This window comes from Paenibacillus sp. FSL F4-0243, assembly GCF_037963295.1.
In the GTDB taxonomy this organism is placed as follows: Bacteria; Bacillota; Bacilli; order Paenibacillales; family Paenibacillaceae; genus Paenibacillus_AQ.
On the sequence record NZ_CP150151.1, the window covers coordinates 441,451 to 461,842 of the forward strand.

Consider the following 20,392-nt stretch of genomic DNA (forward strand, 5'->3'; position numbering starts at 1 on the left):
ATCGGTATAATTGATTAAGATTATTATCTTATTCAATTATATAAATCAAAATACTGAGAGTACAATAAAAGAATTCCAAAGAAGGAGTGAATTAAAATGCCATTCATTAGAGTCAGTTATCTGGAGCAACAATACGACATTCATCAGCTAGAAGTAATATGTAGAGCGATTATGAGCGCGTTAATTCAGCATTTCCATGTACCGGAGGATGATCTGTTTCAGGTTTTTCATGCGCATAAAGCGGGGGAGTTTTTTTATAGTAAAGATTATTTAAATATTGAACGAAGCGACGGACTGATATATATCCAAGTTACGCTAAAATCCGGAAGATCGACGGAGCAGAAAACAAGCTTTTACGCGATGTTAGCCGAGGAATTATCGATGACGCTAAACATCAGAAAAGAAGATATATTCATTGTGCTCGTCGACACGGAATTCGAAGATTGGTCGTTTGGTAACGGTGTTGCTCAAATGCTACAACCTCCGGTTAGGGAGGTGTAATATGGCGCATCGGAAAATCGTCACAAATGTACGGGATTCGTTAGGGGAGTTCGCTCCAGCATTCGTCGACTACTCGGAAAATGTGTTATTTGGGGACTTATGGAGACGGGAGCAGTTATCACTTCGGGATCGTAGCATGATTACGATTTCTGCTTTGGTGATGGGGGGCATGACGGAACAACTCCCCTATCATTTGCGCTTGGCTTTAGAGAACGGATTACAACTTGAAGAAATCGTGGAGGCCATTACCCACCTTGCTTATTATGTAGGCTGGCCGCGAGCCTCTTCAGCTTTAGAGATTGCAAAGGATGTAATCGAAAAAAATAAATAACGTCTGACTTTTCAATCCCATCCGTAACCTTTAGGAAGTTCATTGGCACTTGTATATAATACGGAAGAAGGGAGCGGGGGAGAAAATGCTTCAGTATATCGAAGAGGCTAAACAAGGAGACCGACAAGTTTTTGAACAGATTGTTAGGCACTTTACACCGATGGCAAATGCAGTTGCGTTCGAAAAGCTCCACGATTACCAATTAGCGGAGGATGCTGTACAGGAAGCTTTCACAGAAGCCTTTTTGCATTTGAATAAATTACGAGCAGTAGAGGCATTCCCGGGCTGGTTTAAAGCTATTGTGGTGCGGCAATGTTATCGTATCTTGCGAAGAAAGCAGCATCCTGCATTACCCTACGATGAAGCTGCGCAAGCGACAGAATCTTCATTTAGTGTGGCGGACATTATTGAGAAAAAAGAAGCGCGGCGACTGCTTCACGAGTCTATAGCTGCATTGACATCCAATATGCGGATCGCCGTTCAATTATATTATTTTCAGGGATATTCCCTTCAAGAGATTGCTGACTTTCTGGGGACTTCAGTCCCGGTATTGAAGAAACGACTCTTTGATGCTCGCCGCAAGCTTAAGGGTGCGCTACCTGTTGCGGATGTCCTCTCCGTGTTCAATCATTTGTACGAAGGAGGAAAAGGTGTGCTTCATATTGTAAATGGAGATGTAGTGGGAGAGAAGCTGCGGCAAGGAATCGTGAAAGGTGATGTACTAGTATGGAGAGAGGTCTACTCTCATGGTCCGGTCTTTTTAGAGCCTGGGGAACAGAATAACCGCTCAGTAAGAGCGCATTATTTAGAACAAACGATGGGGATTCCGCAGAAGGAATTTATACAGATCAGTAAGGAACAGGAAAAGATTTTAGCTGATTTTCATAAATATGATGAAGTTGTATTATGGTTCGAGCATGATCTATTCGATCAGACGATGCTGTGCTATTTGCTCCATTGGTTCTCGAAGCAGAAGAAGGGATCCACGAAGCTAAGTTTATTGTGCATTGGAGAATATCCCGGCATTGAGCTGTTTCGAGGACTTGGACAACTATCTGTAGAGCAAATGGAGACTTTATCAGGAACGTGGAAGTTAATCGGCGACAAGGAGCTAAAGGTAGGCCAAGAACTCTGGGAAGCCTATGTATCACCGAATCCAGAATCATTACAACAGCTACTAACTAAGGATACGTCCGCATTGCCATTTGCATATGACGCCTTCATAGCGCATTTATCTCGGTTCCCATCGACCTCTAATGGACTTGGTATTGTTGAACAGATGACTCTGGAGATGATTCATGCTGGAATTAACTCCCCTTACGGGTTGTTCAAAAATGTGGGAGATAAACTTCATATCTTAGGCATGGGTGATCTGCAATATTGGCATATTCTAAGACAGATGGCACAAGATCCATATCCGTTACTGCAAACCTATGGGTTCAATGATTTTCCTGGTTATAACGATCCAGTAATGCCATTCAAAGACTGCGAGCTTGCATTAACCGAGCTAGGCAAAAGTGTATTGGCTGGAAATGAAGACTGGGTTCAGAAAAAAGGAATCGATGAGTGGTATGGCGGGGTTCATCTGCAAGGACCAACTCCGCGCTGGCGATGGAATTCTTCTTCGCAAACGATTCAATAATATAGAGAATGTAATTTAGAGAAGGGGCTGTCTCAAGAGTAGTGAATGCTACTTAGAGGCAGCTTCTTTTCTTCAATCATTATTCATAAACGTCTTATGATAGGCGTTACGATATTGGGTAGGTGTCATGTTTTCGTATTTTCGGAAGAGGCGCATGAAATATTTATCGTCGGTGAACCCCGTCTCTGTCGCGATTTCCCTCACGCTGAGGGCGGTTCTGGTTAGCAGCTCCTTCGCTTTAGTCACACGTACGGAATGAATATACTCCAAAGGCCCCATCGAGGTATGTTGTTTAAATAGCCGAGCTAAATAATCCTTGTTGTAGTTGAATTTCTCCGCGATGATTGCCACCGTAAGAGGTTCACTTGCATGTATTCTTGTCCACTCGGCTATTTTTACAAAGGTGACATCTTGTTGCGCACGGATTAGCTTACTGGCGAACGGCTGAAGCGCATGCTCAGATAGCTCAATTAAGAGTGAGGTCAACAAATAATTAACACTGGAATAGGTCAAATATCCTGAGTTAGCCACATGGAGGATTTGATTCGCCAGGATATGAATCCGGTCACTGTGCTCGATCTTTATGAACTGTGGTAGATATAGATCATGTACGGACCATAAGCGCTGTGTGCGCGAAAAGATTTCTTCCGCCTCAGGCTTCATTTCCTCCTCACTCAGCAATAAACCCTCGCTTTTCAGCTCGAAATGAAACCAATAAAACTTAACCCCGGGCCGTGATTCTCTATAGCCGACATGCGTGCGATTAGGCATAAGCAAAAGAGCTTCATCAGGGCCTACTTCGAAGCTTTTGGTCTCCTCATTTAAATAAACCGTTTCATTCACGCCTATGATTAGCTCATAATTGCCCATTGCACGTTCTACATGCTTCCATGGCGTTTCTGAGATGAATTCACCTGCCGCAGTAAAATGAACAGGTATATCTGCATTTATTTTCAAATAGGTCATGCGGTCCTCCTAGCAATTAATAAGTCGGATTTGTCCACCATTTGTATGGCTGATCTACCGACAAATCAACGTTCCGATGTTATCTTATGGATACAAATATACACTTGTCATATCACCCTGACAAGATTGCGAGGGAGCGATTTCATTGAAGACGCAAGCTTTTGATTTGCAGAATGTACGCATTGATTCAGGTCCACTTCTCCATGCGATGGAGTTAAATACGGATTATTTACTCAAGCTTGAGGCAGATCGGCTTCTGTCGCGTTTTCGCCAATATGCTGGCTTAGAGCCTAAGGCTGCTCACTATGAAGGCTGGGAATCTCAAGGCATTAGCGGCCATACGCTAGGCCATTATATCTCTGGATGTGCGTTAATGTATGCCTCTACAGGGAATGAAGAGCTGCTCACCCGCGTGAATTATGTAGTAGACGAATTGGAGCATTGTCAGGATGCGCATGGTAATGGCTTCATTTCCGGGATTCCTCGTGGCAAAGAGCTGTTTGAGGAAGTGAAGGTAGGCGACATTCGCTCACAGGGCTTTGACCTCAACGGTGGCTGGGTACCGCTGTACACGATGCATAAGCTGTTTGCGGGACTTCGTGATGCTTATCGATTGGCCGGAAATCAGAAGGCGCTCGTTATTGAAACGAAGCTTGGAATGTGGCTTGAAGATATTTTTGCAGGGCTGAATAAAGATCAGATCCAAGAGGTGCTGCGTTGTGAATTCGGCGGTATGAATGAAGTCCTCACAGATTTGGCAGAGGATTCTGGCGATGACCGTTTCCTCACGTTAGCGGAAAGCTTTTATCATGGGGAAGTGCTAAATGATCTTGCTATAGAAAAAGATACCCTAGCTGGAAGACATGCTAATACACAGATTCCAAAAATCATTGGAGCTGCTAGACAATATGAGGTAACAGGGCAGGAGCATTATGCAGGTATTTCCCGCTTCTTCTGGGATCGGGTCGTGAATCATCATTCATACGTGATTGGCGGCAACAGCTATAATGAGCATTTCGGCGAACCGGATAAGCTGAACGACCGATTGGGAGAGGGGTCATGTGAGACGTGTAATACCTACAACATGCTGAAGCTGACCAAGCATATGTTCCAGTGGGATGCTTATGCCGCATATGCGGATTACTACGAACGTGCAATGTATAACCATATCCTAGCTTCTCAGGAGCCGGTTGATGGACGTGTGTGTTATTTTGTATCCCTCGAAATGGGTGGAAATAAGTCGTTCAACTCCCAGTTTGAGAGCTTTACATGCTGTGTAGGCTCAGGAATGGAAAGCCATTCTATGTATGGCTCAGCGATTTACTTCCATAGTGAAGATGAGCTGTATGTGAATCAGTACGCACCTTCAACAGTGACTTGGAAAGAGCAAGGCATTAGTTTGAAGCAAGAGACCAAGTTCCCTGAAGAGGGACTAGGCACCCTGCGTATCAGCACGGAGAAACCAACTAAATTCACATTGAAGCTAAGATACCCCTACTGGGCTGAGCAAGGCATGAGCGTTAAAGTAAATGGTGAAGACATTCAAGTGAATGTGGGCAAATCCAGCTACCTAGCTTTGGATAGAGTATGGCAGGATGGGGACGTTGTCGAATATGATATTCCGATGTCGGTAAGAATCGAGTCCATGCCGGATAATCCAAACCGAATTGCATTCCTCTATGGACCGCTTGTGCTTGCAGGTGATTTTGGACCTATAAATGCTGAGCTAGGCAGTGATCGTGCCCTTACTTCTGTATTAATTGGAGATCGCGAGACGCTAACGGATAGCTTGATTCAGTCTAACGTTAGCAAAAATGTGTTCCGGATGAAAGGTTTAGGATATGCAGGAGACCATGAGCTTCGTCCGTTCTACCCTATGCATGATCATCGTTATTCGGTGTATTGGGATTTGTTCACGCCAGAGGAATGGAAGCTGGTAGAGGTTGAATATCGCGAGGCCGTAGAGAAGAATTTGCTGCTTGAGCAGCTAACCGTCGATTCGATACAACCTGCTGAAATGCAGCCCGAACGCGACCATAATTTCGAAGGAGAGTATGTAGGCTTAGGAAAAATCTACAACCGCAAGTATCGCGACAGCTGGATCAATGGCTGGTTCTCCTTCACGATGGAAGTCTTGCCAGAGGAGCAAGTAGATCTGGTAGTAACGTATTTGAAGTCCAACGATACTTCGGTGGCCTTCGATATTACGGCAGATGGGGAGCAACTTGGGCTAGGCGTCCTTGAGTCTGAAGAGATGAACAAGCTGGAGACCATTCGTTACGAGCTTCCGCAGACGATCACGAGGAGCAAATCAGCGGTTACGATCAAGTTCGCTTCGCATGAAGGATATAAGGTGGGCCAAGTGGCAGGACTACGTATCGTCAAACGTAATTCTTGAAATATATGGATTAGAGAATTATAATAGGAACAATTCTTTTAATTGGGGTGAAATGGATGTCTTTCCGTATCGTTCGAAGTAACTAGTTATCGGGCTGGGTCAAACGCGTACCAGCTATCAAGGGGGGAGTCTACCCTTTTGATTACATTAACTAGAGCTTTGAACGGTGCCATAGGCAGCTTTTTGTATAGAGCCAGGCACTTAACCTATTTAACTTTGAGAACCGTTTAATTGTGGATGGTTTTTTACAGTTGGATGGTGGGGTTGCCTGGCTTTTTTGCATTCAATTAAAAGATAGGGGATTAACGATATGTTGAAAAAGAGTCTAGCTCACCTGAAATGGTGGATATGCGGTTATATTTTATTGGGTTTTACTATTCAACTGCTGAGTAGTTTAGGCATTGTAGTGTTTCAAAAAATATTAGACAAGGTCACGGTGATCAACAGCTTTGGTGAGCTATTTAATTTAATCTTGGTGTACGGCCTTTTGCTGGCTGGGGTGGTGATCCTAAATTATGTGGATGAATACCCTAGTGTGTATTTATCGAACAGTATAACGGAGAGGTTAAAGATACTTGCACTATCTAAAATATCCAAAATCGACTATCAAGCCTATCAGGATATGGGCACAGGTCAGATGATTAAAGTGATCGAGAATGGAGCAGCGGCTGGAAACAGCATGATTTTCTCCTTTTTCCTCAAAACATTACATGAGTTATTGCCCACTCTTCTGTTCAGTCTTATCTTTATCAGTTTCTATGATTTAAGGATCATGGTAGTGATTGCTGCTGGCTATGTGGTCGTCTTTTTGATAACGAATCTGCTGTTGAAATTTCTGTATGCGAGGAAGGCGGCCATTCTACAGGAACAAGAAAAGATGTCCAGATTCTCTATCCGTGGATTTATGGAATTAGTCGTCTTCCGAACGAACAAAAGATATGAGAAAGAGATCGATAAATTAAGCCAGACTGCACGCACTATCATTCAAAAAAATGCTCAGTTACAAATGATCCATGAAGCTTTTTTCGCGATATTCGAGTTGTTTGTCACGATTATTAAAGTCGTTGTTTTAATTTACGGTGTGAAAAGCATTGTCGCAGGTGAGACGTCACTTGGTGTTGTGGTCGCTTTGTTTATGTTTATTGATAAGATTTATTCGCCGATTGCTATCTTCAATGTCCTCTTTGTAGATTACAGACTGAATAGAGTGACCTACAAGAGATTTGAAGAGTTTATTCATGCCCCAGAAGATAAGAATCTAGAACGAGGAGAAGTTATCACTGAGATCCACGGTAATATTGAATTTAGGGATGTATCTTTTGATTATGGGCAAGTGAAGATCTTGAATAATCTATCCTTTTCGATTGCACGAGGAACGTCGGTTGCTATTGTCGGATTAAGTGGGGGCGGGAAATCAACTCTGATTAAGTTAATCGTAGGCTTATTAAAAAAGGACAAAGGTGAACTCTTATTGGACGGTAAGGATATCGATCAGATCCATCTGGATAGCTACTATGATCATATCTCTTACTTATCACAAGACACGCCGATTTTTGACGCTACGATTAGGGACAATATTATATTTGATGAGCATTCCTTGTCCGATGAAGAGTTGTATGAGATTTTGGAAAAGGTTCATCTGCAAGAAAAGGTAAGCCAATTACCGGATCGTTTAGACACTTTGGTAGGTGAAAAAGGGGTTAAATTATCAGGCGGGGAGAGACAGCGATTAGCTTTTGCCAGAATCATTGCTCAGAAAAGAAACATTCTAATTCTAGATGAACCTGTTTCTGCACTTGATAATATTACGGAGCAAAGCCTTATGGAGACGATTTTGCAGGAATTTAAGGATAAAACCATCATTATTGTTGCCCACCGACTAAATTTTATAAAAGACGTTGATAAGATACTGGTAGTGGACCAAGGCTCGGTCGTGGGTGAAGGAAAGTTTGATGATTTAATAGAACATTGCGAAGCTTTTAAAGCGTTATGGAATAGAAAAATATCGTTTACAAATGCTGATTAAATTGTTAACCTCTTTTAAAAAGAGGTGCAGTCTATGGCATGGCCAACACATATTGTAGCTGCAGGTGGATTCGCAGAAAATGAACAAGGAGATGTCCTTTTAGTAAAGACGCATGATGGTGGATGGGTATTTCCTGGTGGACAAGTAGAGGTCGGAGAGAACCTGGTGGATGCATTAATTCGAGAGATTAAAGAGGAAAGTGGAATAGATGTCACGGTATCTCAATTGATTGGTGTGTATTCCAATACAGGCATTCATAAATGGTATGACGGTGTAACCGATGTTCCTACCAAGGTCATGTTTGATTTTATCTGCAAGCCCGTGGGTGGGGAATTATGTACCTCGGAGGAAACCTCTGAAGTGATGTGGGTGGCAAAAGAGAAAGTGCTTGATTGGATTACACAACCGGCTATTCGTACCCGCTATCAAGCTTATTTGGATTACGATGGGAATACGAGGTATATGGATTATGTAACTGGAGACACGTTTGAAGTTAATTTGGATCGAACTGTGTAAATATAAGTGATAGGCCATCCTGCAAAGGATGGCTTTTTAAAATATATAAAAGTATAAGTTTCACGCGCCAAAGGCGTTTATGCTTTGATGCCCTCAAAGGCAGAGGTGATCATATATTTCACAAAAGCTTCGTCTAGCTCATCCCCTGTGATCAAAAGCCGATAAAATATCGGTCCATAGAGCAGATCAATCGTGATCCCAATATCCAGATCCGCTTTTAATTGGCCACGGGTCACTCCACGCTCCAACAACTGTCGTGCCTCTTGGCGGCGGGGAGCGAAAAACCTCGCACGATAGGCCTCAGCAAGGCCGGCATCAAATTGACCTTCGCCGATCAACTCGGTAATGATCTTTCCTTCTCGGCTGCGAAGAAAATTAGCCAGGTTTGTGGCATGCATCATAATATCGTCCATGACCGAACCGGTGTCCGGCACTGGCAATCTTGCGGATGCTGCAGAGAGGTAGCCGTCCATGACCACAGCTGCTTTGTTAGGCCACCATTTATAAATGGTCGCTTTACTTACCTTGGCCCGTTCCGCGATTTTCTCTACGGTCACCGCACCAAATCCAGTCTCCAGCAATAGATCATACGATGCTGCCAGAATAGAAGCCTCGGCTTCGCTATTGCGCGGCCGTCCTCTTTTTTTATCCATCAGAGATCCCTCCCGATTAATCTATCCTTTATTTAACTTGCGATCTAAAAAGAAACTATACGTTCATTATACAAAAGGTTATATGAAGTAGCCAATCGCATATTTACAAAACTGAACGTTCAGTATATATTTAAATCAATTAATGAACGTTGCGTTCAGTATTTATAATCGAAGGGTGGAGATCTTATGAATCAAGGAAGACGAATGAATCCTGTAAGTTCAGTAAGTTCAGTAAGTTCAGTAAGTTCAGTGAATCCAGTCAAGGAACATGCGGAAGGAAAGACGATCCCTGGATGGATTACATTTCTATTAGCGGCCTCCTGCGGACTAATTGTGGCCAATCTGTATTACGCCCAAACCCTGATCGGACAGATCGCCCAAGCTACGCAGCTTTCTTCTGGGGCAGCGGGTCTGATTGTAACTTTGACCCAGGTAGGATACGTTCTTGGACTTTTGTTCGTAGTACCGCTTAGCGATATTATTGAGAATCGCCGCCTGACAGTGGTGTCGTTGGCTGTGGTGGTGGTATCACTGGTAGCAGCCACACTAGCTCCGAATGCAGCGATCTTTTTGGGAGCATCCCTGTTCATTGGTCTCGGTTCCGTAGCTGCCCAGATTCTTGTGCCGTATGCGTCTTTTCTGGCTGCTGAAGAGCAGCGCGGCCGGGTGGTCGGTAATGTAATGAGTGGGCTGCTGCTCGGTATTATGTTCGCCCGGCCACTGGCCAGCTTTGTCTCTGGATTGTGGGGTTGGCATGCGATTTATGCCATATCCGCCGTAGTGATTACCTTATTAACACTTCTATTGTCCCGTGTGCTGCCGCAGCGCCAACCTGTGCCTACAATGAATTATGGCGGATTGATCCGTTCTCTAGGTACTTTACTGAAGAGTACGCCAGTGTTACGCCGCCGAGCGATTTATCAGGCTAGCCTGTTTGGAGCTTTCAGCCTGTTCTGGACGACGGTCTCTTTGCATCTGGCCGATACGTATCATTTAAGTCAGCAAGGCATTGCCTTGTTTGCGCTGGCCGGAGTGGCTGGGGCTATCGCTTCTCCCATCGCTGGGAGATTGGCTGACCGGGGCTGGACCCGGCCGTTGACCGGACTTGCGTTTGTGCTGGCAGCTGTGGCTTTTCTTCTTGCTTACTTGTTTCAGAATGATTCAAGAGTGACGCTCGGATTGCTGATTGCAGCAGCTATTATGCTGGATATGGGGGTATCGGGTAATCTGGTGCTTGGACAAAGGGCAATTTATTCCCTTGGCAACGAGGCGAGAGGACGTTTAAACGGATTATTTATGGCGATATTTTTCGTAGGCGGAGCCATCGGCTCTTCACTGGGCGGCTGGGCATATGCGTACGGGGGCTGGAGTCTGACCAGCTTGATCGGTCTGGCGCTGCCGATCTTGGCTTTCCTATACTATTTAACGGAGAAGAAGCAAGCGTAAGGTGTTCCAATAAAGCCGGTACTTACAAGGACTGCTCTCCGGGCTGGATATAGTCAGCCTAGAGAGCAGTCTTTTTTTGAAAAATCCTAAACGGTATAAGGATTTTGGCGAATCATTTGAATAAGGTTTGCCGCTGAGGCGGATAATGGTTCATTTTTTCGCGTACAGATCGCAATGCTGTTCTTCAGATGTATGCCTTCAACATAAACTCGGCATAACTCTCCACGTTCAACATATTCGCGAACAACGAGTGAAGAGACGAAGTTGGCGCCATACCCGGCGATAACGGCTTGAATCGCTTCATGAAGTCCGTTAAATTGCAAAGAGATCGTGGGAGCTGGCGTATTATATGTACGGCATAACGATAATAATCTCTCTCTCGTCGAACTCCCTTCCTCACGCATGACAAAGGGCTCCTTCATCATTTCGGATAAAGAAATTTGCAGATTTGCATAGGGGTGATGGGGTGCGACCACAAACCATAACTCGTCCTGAAATAACTCCTCTGTCTGGATCGTATCTGGATATGCCTCAGTGATTCCCCCGTAAATTGCTATATCCACGTCTACATTTAACAGCTGCTTCAGGGCATCGCTTGAATTGGTGGTGGTAATCACCATTTCCACTTGCTCATATTGTTGCTTGAACTTTGCGATCCAAGTAGGGATGAGATAATGAGCAGGCAAATACGTCGCGGCTAGACGAATACTTCCATTCGTGCCGTTTACGTAATCTTGAGCAAATTGTTCGATCTGCTGTTCAACGGCGAACAGTCTTTTCGCGAGTAGGGCAAGCTCTTCACCTGCATTCGTTAAAGCAATTCCTCTGCCTTGAGGCTTAAATAGGGTGAAGGATATTTCCTTTTCGAATTTCTTGATCTGAGCCGTAATCGCAGGCTGACTGATATTTAAAGTTTCGGAGGCGCGTGTCACACTTCCTGTCGATGCGATTACATGGAATAAGCGCAAGGCGTGTAGATTCATGGTTAAGCTCCTATCTGTTATCGTTTAATTCATATAATTAATATATAGTTTAGATTTAAATATATATTATATTTATGATTATAACTGATTTACAATACAGGTATGAAGTTGAAGTTGAAGTTGAAGTTGAATATGAACTTATATTTTGGACTTAAATCTTTAGTTAGGGAAAGGAGTAACGATGAGGAGGTTTGGAACTGTAGGAGCGTTAGCGACCGCCTTTGTCTTTGGATTTCACCCACTATCAATTAGTAAATTAAAGAAATCTGAAGACAACAGCGGCCGGAAGTCCAAACACTCCTCGTAGGTACGAACGATCCCTAATTGTGGGTTGGAGTGTTCTTTTCAGTAAAGTAATTAAAACCAAAGGAGAAGTGATAAATATGAATCAAACGACTACATGGGATAAAGTCGATCAGTACATTACAGAGCGCTTAATTCCGCAGGACTCCGTGCTGGAGGAAGTGTTGTCCGCTAACCAACAGGCAGGGCTGCCGCCCTTTGATGTCTCACCTAGTCAGGGAAAATTCCTTAACCTATTGGTTCAAATGAAAGGTGCACGCCGGATTCTGGAGATTGGCACTTTGGGTGGGTACAGTACAATTTGGATGGCAAGGGCGCTCCCGTCTGACGGACATATCGTTACCTTGGAGCTAGATCCATCTCATGCTCAGGTGGCTGGGGCCAATTTCGCGCTTGCTCAGGTAGATGATCTGATAGAACTTCGTATAGGCGATGCTTTGGGGCAATTGTCTCAGATGAAACAGGAGGGTGTGGAGCCCTTTGACTTTATATTCATTGATGCTGATAAACCTAACAACCCTAACTATTTACAGTGGGCGCTTCAATTTTCCCGACCCGGTACGGTGATTATAGGCGATAATGTGATTCGTGAAGGCGAGATCATTAACAAGAATAGCAAAGATCCTCGTGTAGTAGGCGTACGGGAATTTTATGATCTGTTGGCTGAAGAGCCTAAGATTTCGGCTACTGCCATTCAGACAGTGGGAAGTAAAGGGTATGATGGTTTCGTATTGGGGATTGTGAATAGCTGATATATGTATTGCAATATCCAACAATTGTAATATAATCTATTGAAAATCCAATAGTGAGAGGTACTTTCTATGCAACCTACATTTGAAACACAAAGGTTAATACTAAGACCGTTTCAATCCACAGATGCAAGTAAAGTTCAAGAGCTTGCTGGGGATATAGAAGTAGCTAGAACAACGCTGTCTATTCCTCATCCATACCCTGATGGAGCGGCTGAATCTTGGATTGGTGCCTGTAGGAAAAGCGCAGACGAAGGGGAAGGATTTCCTTTTGCTTTAATTAGTAAAGAGAGTAATACCTTAATAGGCTGTATGAGTCTAAATATAGACAAATCGCATCAAAGAGGTGAGCTTGCTTATTGGGTAGGAAGATCTTTTTGGGGAGATGGCTATGCGACTGAAGCAGCTAAGCGATTAATTGATTTTGGATTTGAAGACCTCGCATTAAATAAAATATGGGCAGCGGCAATGACTAGAAATCCTGCCTCCTCTAACGTTATGAAAAAAGCTGGAATGAGATTTGAAGGGGAATTTAAACGGCATATTTTAAAATGGGATAAATTCGAGGATATAGTCTTCTACGGGTTAACTAGAATTGAATATGAAGATAGGAGATAGAGGTATGATAACAACAAGGGGTTCCTAAGCCATGCTGGCTTGTGGAACCCCTCTTTTTTTAAAGTGACTCTTTAATTACCTTTTTATAATAGAACACGGATAGCACTGCAAAAATCGAATACAAAGCGGTGTATAGCAGCATCACCAGAATCATCGGTGTCATGAGCTCTGTACCGAAGAAGAACCATCCTGATTTTACGGCGAAGTAACTGTGAAGCAATCCAATGACTAATGGAATCCCAAAATTAAATAATTGTTTCGCCTGAATCCCTCTAAGCAGATCCCCTTGCGTGAAACCAAGCTTTCTGAGGATCGTGTAGTTGGGCTTTTCATTCTCACTTTCATCCATTTGTTTAAAGTAAAGAATGCATCCAGAGGTAATCAGGAACGTTAACCCCAGAAAGGCCACGATAAACATGATAAGTCCCATAGTTTGCTTTTGATTGTTCATCGTCTCCAGTTGAGAGTCGGTTATGTGGCCTTTTGCAAATTTCATGTTCTGAAAAAGCTCATTAGCCTGCTCAACGCTTGCCCGTTCTTTCATATCGATGCCGATATTAAGAGAGGACTTTCTTTGAAGGGCTGGATCTAGATCCTTCTTTAAGCGTTCAAAGGTCGTGTCGTCTACAATAGCAAGGGGTAAGCCACCACCTGTGAAATTGTATAAAACGGGGGCTTCCATATCAATTCTTTTATAAAACTGCGGAATGACTTCATGTTGTCCCTTGAATTCAATGCCACCCTGGTCCTTCATAGAAATCAGATTCTCCATTGCACTACTTGTCTTCGTAAAATAGGCCTCATCAGGGGATAGATCAATGCCCTCCAGCGAATTTTCACTGATGACGGGAAGAGTCATATTATTCGACATCATACCGAGCGCCTTGGAATTTTCTGCCAGAATCTTCTCTATATTTACATCCACTTGAATGACTTCGGTTATTTTTTCCGTAAACAGCAAATTTTCAGTCGTTAATGCCTCTTTAAATTGTTTAGCATCCTGGATATCCGTAAGAATAAAATCTGACGGAACATAGAGCTTCGCACTTTTCTCAGCAGAGTAGAACGAAATATAACTCAAGGATAATAAACCCAGCGCCAGAGCTGATACCGTTGTAATGATGGTTAACAGTACGGCATTTGATTTCATTCGGAACATAATGGAGGAGAGAGACAACACCTCTTTAATATTCAGATACCCGTTTTTCTTTTTACGAATGAGATGAAAGATAAAGCTTACCGAGCCTTTATAAAAAAGATAAGTCCCGATGATAACTGAAGCCAGAATAGTGATCATGGATATAGATAGCTCAGTCATTGATGTTAAGTCTCCACTAAATAATCGAGATGAAATCGAATAGCCAAGCAGAATCAATCCAATCCCAACGATCCCTATAATCATTTCAAAGAAGGACAGCTTTTTCACGTTGCCTTCTGTGGTTGAGGTCACCCGGAATAAGGATAGAATGCTTTGTCTTTTAATAAATCCATAATTCATCAGCATGATCAAAAGATAGATTACAAAGAATACGATCAGCGTTTGAACCAGGGCTGGGGTAGAAAAACGAAGGGATGCTATCGCATCGATCCCCATTATTTTAAAAAGAATCATAAGAATTAATTTGGAAATAGAAAAGCCCACGGCTATTCCTAGAATTAAAGAACCAAAATATAGGATGAAATTCTCTGCCGAAAGGATTCGGAATATTTTACTTTTGGTCATCCCTATTAACTGGAACAGACCAATTTCTTTTCCCCGGCGTTTGATGAAGATAGTGTTTGCATATAACAGGAAAATGGATACAATCGCGACCAGTAAGACCGAGGCAGCCTTGATTGCTGCGCCACCTTTGATCGAGCCTTCTACTGCATCCATCGAGGGATCGTATTGCAACGTAACAAAGGCGAAATATAAGGCCACGCTAAAAACGAGAGCAAATACATACAGATAGTAATTTCTGATGTTTTTTCGCAGATTTCGAAGCATCAGTACATTAATGCTCATTCTGCACACCACCCAGTACACCTTGTGTTTTTATGATGTCATTAAAGAAGACTTGTCTTGATTGTTCTCCTTTATTTAATTGCGTATAGATCGTACCATCCTTTATAAAAATAACTCTACTGCAATAGCTAGCTGCCACTGGATCATGTGTAACCATAACGATCGTTGCTTTTCGTCTTTGATTTAGTTCACTCAGCTTGTTTAACAAATCAGAAGCAGATTTAGAGTCCAAGGCTCCTGTAGGTTCGTCAGCAAAAATAATGCTTGGATCATGAATGAAGGCTCTAGCTGCAGAGGTGCGTTGTTTTTGACCCCCAGAGATTTCATTCGGGTACTTATTTTTCAACTCTAAAATCCCCAGCTCCCTCGCGACGTTTTCGAATTTCTCATTGGCAATTTTCTTAGGGGTGTTGGTAATGGATAGAGGTAACAGGATGTTCTCCTTCACCGTCAGCGTATCTAAGAGATTGTATTCTTGAAAAATAAATCCTAAATGATTTTTCCGAAATTCAGCTAATTGCTTTTCTTTCATATTAGAAATTTCAGTACCCTCAATGGTAATCGATCCGTTGCTGATCTGATCAATTGACGAGAGAACGTTAAGCAGGGTGGTCTTTCCTGAACCGGAAGAGCCCATGATCCCAACAAATTCGCCTTCTTCTATAGAAATATCCAGTCCACTCAACACGGATTGTTTGTTTAATTTATTTCCGTAGCTTTTATGAATTTTAGTGGCTTCAAGAATTACCATAATGATTCACTCCCTTTTTATACTCGTTCTTTTTGTATAGCTTTATTATAAAAGGCTTTGTCGTTCTTATCCTTCGATTGCCCGAACAAAATAAAAAAGCATGTGACATTGTTGTCACACGCTTGAGAGCTTCACAAATTCATTTTTAAGCGGAAAGGTTAAAGTGAACGTCGTTCCTGATCCGAGCCTCGACTCAACTCCGATGACGATCAACAAGGATTGCGCCGCTTTTTTGGCTAAATATAATCCCATACCTGTGGCGGCATTGTCGCGATGCACGGTGGTGGAAGTAAATCCTCTATCAAATATCCGAGGCAGATCCTTGGGATCTATCCCGCGCCCGCCATCCTTCACCTTAAGAACGATATGCTCAGCTTGCTGATAGCTACTCACTGCAATATCTGAAGCCTCACTATATTTTACGGCGTTGGTTAGTAGTTGTCGGATAATAAAAGCCAGCCATTTGGCATCACTAAGCACTTCAGCTACTTCCAAGTTCAGCTCAAAGCCGATCCCCTTCTGAATACACCAGGATTGCAACGTCTTAATCTCCCCGAATATAAGCGTTTCTAAATCGATATGTTCTATATACAGATCATTTTCGATAAAGGGAATTCGCCTTTGATGTAGCTGTTGATCCAGCAGAAGATGTATGCGCAGCCATTCATAGGTCAGATGTTTCCTCATTACATCATCTTCGATTCGCTCAATCATTAAATGCATCGCTGTCAGAGGGGTCTTCACTTCATGAATCCACGATAATAGTTCATCTTTTTCCTGTTCTAACGTCATTTGATTGTTCGAGGCAGCCTGTTTTAACCATTTAGCTTGATTGATAATACTCTCTTCAATAATATGCTCAAACGGGCTTTCGGGGGTGGCGATACTCGTTACATCCAGATCATCATCTCGCTCAACCAAGCTTTTATAGAACCTGGTTTCTCTGGGATAGCGAAGGATTAAGAACATCACAAAAAAAAGCATCGACAAGGAGACCAGATAGAGAACTGAAGAGAATGGGATTGATGAATCCATATAGGTGACAAAAAGTATAAAAAGATTGGTAAAGAGGACTAGTAGGATCCAGCTACTTCTTTCCAAGAGATACTTTTTAATCATAGTGCTTCCTCTTCGATGGCCATATACCCTTGTCCTACTTTCGTTTCAATGAAACTACCTAAGCCTATCTCATCCAGCTTTTTTCGCAGCCGGTTTACGTTGACGGTAAGGGTGTTGTCACTTATAAAACGTTTATCATCCCACAAGCTATTGATTAATTCCTCGCGGGTGACGATTTTATTTTTTTTCTCAATAAGCAATTTCAATATAAAGATCTCGTTTTTCGTAAGCTCAATCGATCCCATATCATGCGTCAATACATTTCTCTCATAATCCACGGTTGCTCCACACCATGTCTTGAGCTCAAGGTTATCCGTGTTGTAATTGTAGACGCGCCGAAGAATCGCTTGTACTTTGGCAATGAGTACATCGAAATGGAAGGGCTTTTGAATATAGTCATCGGCTCCAAGCTGCATCGACATTACCATATCCGTAGGATGATCCCGGGATGATAAGAAGATAATCGGAAGGTTAGAGTGGGAACGAATCATTCGGCACCAATGAAACCCATCAAATTTAGGTAATTGGATGTCGATGATGACTAAATCAGGTTTGATCTCTATAAATTCCTGCGTGACATTGCTGAAATCTTGAATGCCATACACATCATAAGACCACTGGGTAAGTCGCTCCTTGATCTCATTAAACAGCGTTGAATCGTCTTCGATTAATAATAGCTTGAACAAATGCTTCACCACACTTTTAGTTAGCTTTACAGCATTTTAGATAATACATCCTGATAATGCTTAAACTCTTTGGCTTCATTTAGATTAGGACATGTTCTTAAGGATAGCAGAGCACTTTCGATTAAGAACTGTCTCGGTTCCTTGTTGTTCATGATTTCTTCCTGGATAAAGTATAACAGCTTTAGATAATTAGTGAGGTTCGCATCACCAGTTGTAAATGATCTCTCTATTACTTTTTTTAAGCTGATGGTCGCAAAGGATAAATCATTATTGAAAAAATCACTGTATTCCGCTGCGGGTAATAATTTGCCCACATGCTCTGGTGAGATGAGTTGAATGCCCATTTGACTTACTTCTTCAACAATGGTTTGGATAAGCGTAGTGCAATAATCAATGATCTGCTTAGAGGTGATGACTTCATTCATAGCACTGTTGATTTGTAGCATATTTTGTAGAATTCCTGTAAAAATGATGGCTCCGTCCAGTAAATAGGGTTTCTTATCCTCAGGGAAAATATGAAGGAAACGTTCATGTACCCAGGTAAGGAGGTTGAACTTTGTTTTTTTGATAAACGTTATTAAGTCTGGGTCATTGGAGACCAAAGCATCTTCTACGAGCTGTAACAATTTATTTTTCTTATTGATTTTCATGACCAGCTGAATCTGCTCGGCAAATATCTTAATGTCAGAAGGATCTTGACCTATGAGCAGGGAATTTCGCCCTTCTTCAAGTCGATCGTGAATGGACGTAAATACAGCCTTAAAGAGATCCCCTTTTGAAGGGAAATAGTTGTAAAAAGATCCTTTGGAGATCCGGCTATGATTCAAAATATCCTGAATGGATGTGGCGTGGTAGCCTTTTTCAATAAATAATTCATGCGCTTTATGAACCACTTGCTCTTTTCGTTTATTTATCATCTGAGGTGCCCCTTTAAGCTGAACTCTTTGTTCCAATATAGACTAGCGTATATTTCCACTTAATACAATTTCAATTTTAAATGATTTTTGTCTTGCCAAGCGAGAAATAAGGGAGTAATATATTCTACACCGGATTATAACACGAGTTCAAAATTGAACTGTTAGTATGATTATAGAATGGAGGATTCCAAAATGAAAGCAAAAGAAAGTAAAGCATCTTACGGGATATTGGCAATCCTCATGATTGGTGCATTTGTTGCTTTACTGAGTAATACCCTACTCAATATAGCTTTACCATCGATTATGAAGGATTTTAATGTTAGTGCCTCAACGGTACAGTGGCTATCAACGGGCTATATGCTGGTGAACGGGATCATGATTCCTTCAACAGCTTTTTTGATTCAAAAGTATACCGCGAGACGGTTGTTCTTAATCGCGATTGGATTATTTGCGATAGGAACCTTTATCGGCGGATTAGCACCAAGCTTCCCTGTGCTGCTAATCGCCAGAATGGTTCAGGCTTCAGGGGCTGCGATCATGATGCCACTATTAATGAATGTATTGTTCACTACCTTTCCACCTGAGAAACGTGGTTCAGCTATGGGGATGTTCGGGTTGGTTATGATTTTTGCACCAGCTATCGGACCTACATTATCTGGATGGATTATTCAGCACTATGAATGGCCTGTACTATTCTTTATGATTGCCCCAATCGCCGTATTGGTGTTCATTCTAGCCTTCTTCAAATTGCATGATCCTAAAAAAGATGTGGCTATTAAGATTGACTTCTTATCTGTAGTTCTATCAGCGATTGGTTTCGGGGGTCTCCTATATGGCTTCAGTTCTGCTGGGAACAAAGGATGGGATGATCCAATGGTCTACTCCGCGCTTATTATCGGAGCGATTGGATTAGTGATCTTCATTATGCGCCAAATGAAGATGAAGGAGCCAATGCTTAACTTCAGAGTGTACAAATATCCGATGTTCGCTTTATCCTCAGCGATTTCGATTACACTGAATATGGCAATGTTCTCAGCGATGATGCTAATGCCGATTTACCTGCAAAATATTAGAGGGATTTCACCACTGGATTCGGGACTTCTAATGTTGCCTGGTGCTTTAATTATGGGTGTTATGTCTCCAATCACAGGTAAATTGTTCGATAAATTCGGCGGTAAGGTATTAGCGCTAATCGGTCTAGCGATTGTAGTGATTAGTACGTATTTCTTTAGTGATCTGACTGAAACGACTAAATATTCGACACTCATGATTCTATATTCTGTGAGAATGTTCGGGATCTCTATGGTGATGATGCCAGTTATGACCAATGGTTTGAATTCTATCCCAGCCAAATATACGCCGCATGGTACAGCCATGAACAGTACGATTCAGCAAGTATCAGGGGCGATTGGTGGGGCACTACTCGTAACCATTATGTCTAACAGTACCACTTCACATGTGAAAGATATGGTCGCTGATGCTGTAAGTAAATTAACGACTAAACCTTCGGCAGACCAATTGCTTGGTATACAAAATCAAGTCATTGCGAAAGCTACTATTGAAGGAATTAACGATGCATTCTTGGTATCTGTAGGCGTAGCGATTATTGCATTTATTCTAGCCTTCTTTATTAAAAGAGGTGTACAGCCTAAGGAAACGGCAGAAGAGAAAGTGACTGCAAAGAAAGTAGCTGCTAAGCAGGTTACAACGCATTAGTCTATATTCAAAAAGGCGCTCACCTTATAGGTGAAGCGCCTTTTTTTGCAAATATAAGAAAGTAAA

Annotated in this window: 18 protein-coding genes; 10 read left to right on the forward strand and 8 right to left on the reverse strand. The window is 42.4% G+C overall.

Annotated elements, in window-relative coordinates:
* Positions 1-96 precede the first annotated feature (96 nt).
* The 3 genes from NSS87_RS01985 (at position 97) to NSS87_RS01995 (ending at position 2,474) form a co-directional block, all read left to right on the forward strand.
* A complete protein-coding gene (locus NSS87_RS01985; RefSeq protein ID WP_339244452.1) occupies positions 97-501 on the forward strand; it encodes a tautomerase family protein in 405 nt (134 codons plus the stop codon).
* A gap of 1 nt (position 502) precedes the next feature.
* Positions 503-832: a carboxymuconolactone decarboxylase family protein gene (locus NSS87_RS01990; protein WP_339244453.1), complete on the forward strand. Its 330-nt coding sequence runs from the start codon at positions 503-505 to the stop codon at positions 830-832.
* An 85-nt stretch (positions 833-917) separates the two neighbouring features.
* Positions 918-2,474 (forward strand): sigma-70 family RNA polymerase sigma factor, encoded by a 1,557-nt coding sequence (locus tag NSS87_RS01995; RefSeq protein WP_339244454.1) that lies wholly within the window; start codon positions 918-920, stop codon positions 2,472-2,474.
* A 72-nt stretch (positions 2,475-2,546) separates the two neighbouring features.
* Here the strand turns inward: NSS87_RS01995 and NSS87_RS02000 are convergent, their stop codons facing one another.
* On the reverse strand, positions 2,547-3,440 hold the full coding sequence (locus tag NSS87_RS02000; protein ID WP_339244455.1) for a helix-turn-helix transcriptional regulator: 894 nt from the start codon (positions 3,438-3,440) through the stop codon (positions 2,547-2,549).
* Between the two features lie 145 nt (positions 3,441-3,585).
* Here NSS87_RS02000 and NSS87_RS02005 point away from each other — a divergent pair, with 145 nt between their 5' ends.
* The 3 genes from NSS87_RS02005 to NSS87_RS02015 all read left to right on the forward strand — a co-directional run bounded on the left by NSS87_RS02005 (position 3,586) and on the right by NSS87_RS02015 (position 8,380).
* Positions 3,586-5,838, forward strand: coding sequence for a beta-L-arabinofuranosidase domain-containing protein (locus NSS87_RS02005; RefSeq protein ID WP_339244457.1), 2,253 nt, complete (start codon positions 3,586-3,588; stop codon positions 5,836-5,838).
* A gap of 310 nt (positions 5,839-6,148) precedes the next feature.
* A complete protein-coding gene (locus tag NSS87_RS02010) occupies positions 6,149-7,864 on the forward strand; it encodes an ABC transporter ATP-binding protein (RefSeq protein ID WP_339244458.1) in 1,716 nt (571 codons plus the stop codon).
* 33 nt (positions 7,865-7,897) lie between these two features.
* Positions 7,898-8,380: an NUDIX hydrolase gene (locus NSS87_RS02015; RefSeq protein ID WP_042184331.1), complete on the forward strand. Its 483-nt coding sequence runs from the start codon at positions 7,898-7,900 to the stop codon at positions 8,378-8,380.
* A gap of 77 nt (positions 8,381-8,457) precedes the next feature.
* Here NSS87_RS02015 and NSS87_RS02020 read toward each other — a convergent pair whose 3' ends face one another.
* Positions 8,458-9,033, reverse strand: a complete 576-nt coding sequence (locus tag NSS87_RS02020; RefSeq protein WP_339244459.1) for a TetR/AcrR family transcriptional regulator — start codon at positions 9,031-9,033, stop codon at positions 8,458-8,460.
* A 186-nt stretch (positions 9,034-9,219) separates the two neighbouring features.
* Here NSS87_RS02020 and NSS87_RS02025 point away from each other — a divergent pair, with 186 nt between their 5' ends.
* Positions 9,220-10,479, forward strand: a complete 1,260-nt coding sequence (locus tag NSS87_RS02025; RefSeq protein WP_339244460.1) for an MFS transporter — start codon at positions 9,220-9,222, stop codon at positions 10,477-10,479.
* A gap of 86 nt (positions 10,480-10,565) precedes the next feature.
* On the opposite strand, the gene NSS87_RS02030 is transcribed toward NSS87_RS02025, so the two are convergent.
* The gene (locus tag NSS87_RS02030; RefSeq protein ID WP_339244461.1) at positions 10,566-11,462 is read right to left on the reverse strand and encodes a LysR family transcriptional regulator; all 897 of its coding nucleotides are present in this window, start codon (positions 11,460-11,462) and stop codon (positions 10,566-10,568) included.
* Positions 11,463-11,845: 383 nt separating this feature from the next.
* Here NSS87_RS02030 and NSS87_RS02035 point away from each other — a divergent pair, with 383 nt between their 5' ends.
* Complete coding sequence (locus NSS87_RS02035; RefSeq protein WP_076285158.1) at positions 11,846-12,517, forward strand: O-methyltransferase; 672 nt, start codon at positions 11,846-11,848, stop codon at positions 12,515-12,517.
* Between the two features lie 69 nt (positions 12,518-12,586).
* Entirely contained in the window at positions 12,587-13,132 is a 546-nt protein-coding gene (locus NSS87_RS02040) for a GNAT family N-acetyltransferase (RefSeq protein WP_339244462.1), read from the forward strand.
* Positions 13,133-13,190: 58 nt separating this feature from the next.
* Here NSS87_RS02040 and NSS87_RS02045 read toward each other — a convergent pair whose 3' ends face one another.
* From NSS87_RS02045 to NSS87_RS02065, 5 genes are all read right to left on the reverse strand, one after another.
* Positions 13,191-15,137 carry an ABC transporter permease gene (locus NSS87_RS02045; protein WP_339244463.1) on the reverse strand — a complete coding sequence of 649 codons (1,947 nt, stop codon included), beginning with the start codon at positions 15,135-15,137 and terminating at the stop codon, positions 13,191-13,193.
* On the reverse strand, positions 15,127-15,888 hold the full coding sequence (locus NSS87_RS02050) for an ABC transporter ATP-binding protein (protein WP_149646232.1): 762 nt from the start codon (positions 15,886-15,888) through the stop codon (positions 15,127-15,129). The genes NSS87_RS02045 and NSS87_RS02050 overlap by 11 nt, the downstream gene beginning before the upstream one ends.
* Before the next feature lie 114 nt (positions 15,889-16,002).
* Positions 16,003-17,007: a sensor histidine kinase gene (locus tag NSS87_RS02055; RefSeq protein WP_339244465.1), complete on the reverse strand. Its 1,005-nt coding sequence runs from the start codon at positions 17,005-17,007 to the stop codon at positions 16,003-16,005.
* A complete protein-coding gene (locus NSS87_RS02060; protein WP_042193184.1) occupies positions 17,004-17,693 on the reverse strand; it encodes a response regulator transcription factor in 690 nt (229 codons plus the stop codon). The genes NSS87_RS02055 and NSS87_RS02060 overlap by 4 nt, the downstream gene beginning before the upstream one ends.
* Before the next feature lie 26 nt (positions 17,694-17,719).
* The gene (locus NSS87_RS02065; protein WP_256716355.1) at positions 17,720-18,610 is read right to left on the reverse strand and encodes a TetR/AcrR family transcriptional regulator; all 891 of its coding nucleotides are present in this window, start codon (positions 18,608-18,610) and stop codon (positions 17,720-17,722) included.
* 192 nt (positions 18,611-18,802) lie between these two features.
* Between NSS87_RS02065 and NSS87_RS02070 the strand changes: the two genes are divergently transcribed.
* Positions 18,803-20,326, forward strand: a complete 1,524-nt coding sequence (locus tag NSS87_RS02070; protein ID WP_042184348.1) for a DHA2 family efflux MFS transporter permease subunit — start codon at positions 18,803-18,805, stop codon at positions 20,324-20,326.
* The last annotated feature ends 66 nt before the right edge of the window (positions 20,327-20,392 follow it).

Coding starts and splice junctions, on each gene's coding strand:
- NSS87_RS02010 (WP_339244458.1), top strand. CDS start 6,149: ATGTTGAAAAAGAGTCTAGCTCACCTGAAATGGTGGATATGCGGTTAT.
- NSS87_RS01995 (WP_339244454.1), top strand. CDS start 918: ATGCTTCAGTATATCGAAGAGGCTAAACAAGGAGACCGACAAGTTTTT.
- NSS87_RS02065 (WP_256716355.1), bottom strand. CDS start 18,610: ATGATAAATAAACGAAAAGAGCAAGTGGTTCATAAAGCGCATGAATTA.
- NSS87_RS02025 (WP_339244460.1), top strand. CDS start 9,220: ATGAATCAAGGAAGACGAATGAATCCTGTAAGTTCAGTAAGTTCAGTA.
- NSS87_RS02040 (WP_339244462.1), top strand. CDS start 12,587: ATGCAACCTACATTTGAAACACAAAGGTTAATACTAAGACCGTTTCAA.
- NSS87_RS02020 (WP_339244459.1), bottom strand. CDS start 9,033: ATGGATAAAAAAAGAGGACGGCCGCGCAATAGCGAAGCCGAGGCTTCT.
- NSS87_RS01985 (WP_339244452.1), top strand. CDS start 97: ATGCCATTCATTAGAGTCAGTTATCTGGAGCAACAATACGACATTCAT.
- NSS87_RS02000 (WP_339244455.1), bottom strand. CDS start 3,440: ATGACCTATTTGAAAATAAATGCAGATATACCTGTTCATTTTACTGCG.
- NSS87_RS02015 (WP_042184331.1), top strand. CDS start 7,898: ATGGCATGGCCAACACATATTGTAGCTGCAGGTGGATTCGCAGAAAAT.
- NSS87_RS02030 (WP_339244461.1), bottom strand. CDS start 11,462: ATGAATCTACACGCCTTGCGCTTATTCCATGTAATCGCATCGACAGGA.
- NSS87_RS01990 (WP_339244453.1), top strand. CDS start 503: ATGGCGCATCGGAAAATCGTCACAAATGTACGGGATTCGTTAGGGGAG.
- NSS87_RS02055 (WP_339244465.1), bottom strand. CDS start 17,007: ATGATTAAAAAGTATCTCTTGGAAAGAAGTAGCTGGATCCTACTAGTC.
- NSS87_RS02070 (WP_042184348.1), top strand. CDS start 18,803: ATGAAAGCAAAAGAAAGTAAAGCATCTTACGGGATATTGGCAATCCTC.
- NSS87_RS02045 (WP_339244463.1), bottom strand. CDS start 15,137: ATGAGCATTAATGTACTGATGCTTCGAAATCTGCGAAAAAACATCAGA.
- NSS87_RS02050 (WP_149646232.1), bottom strand. CDS start 15,888: ATGGTAATTCTTGAAGCCACTAAAATTCATAAAAGCTACGGAAATAAA.
- NSS87_RS02035 (WP_076285158.1), top strand. CDS start 11,846: ATGAATCAAACGACTACATGGGATAAAGTCGATCAGTACATTACAGAG.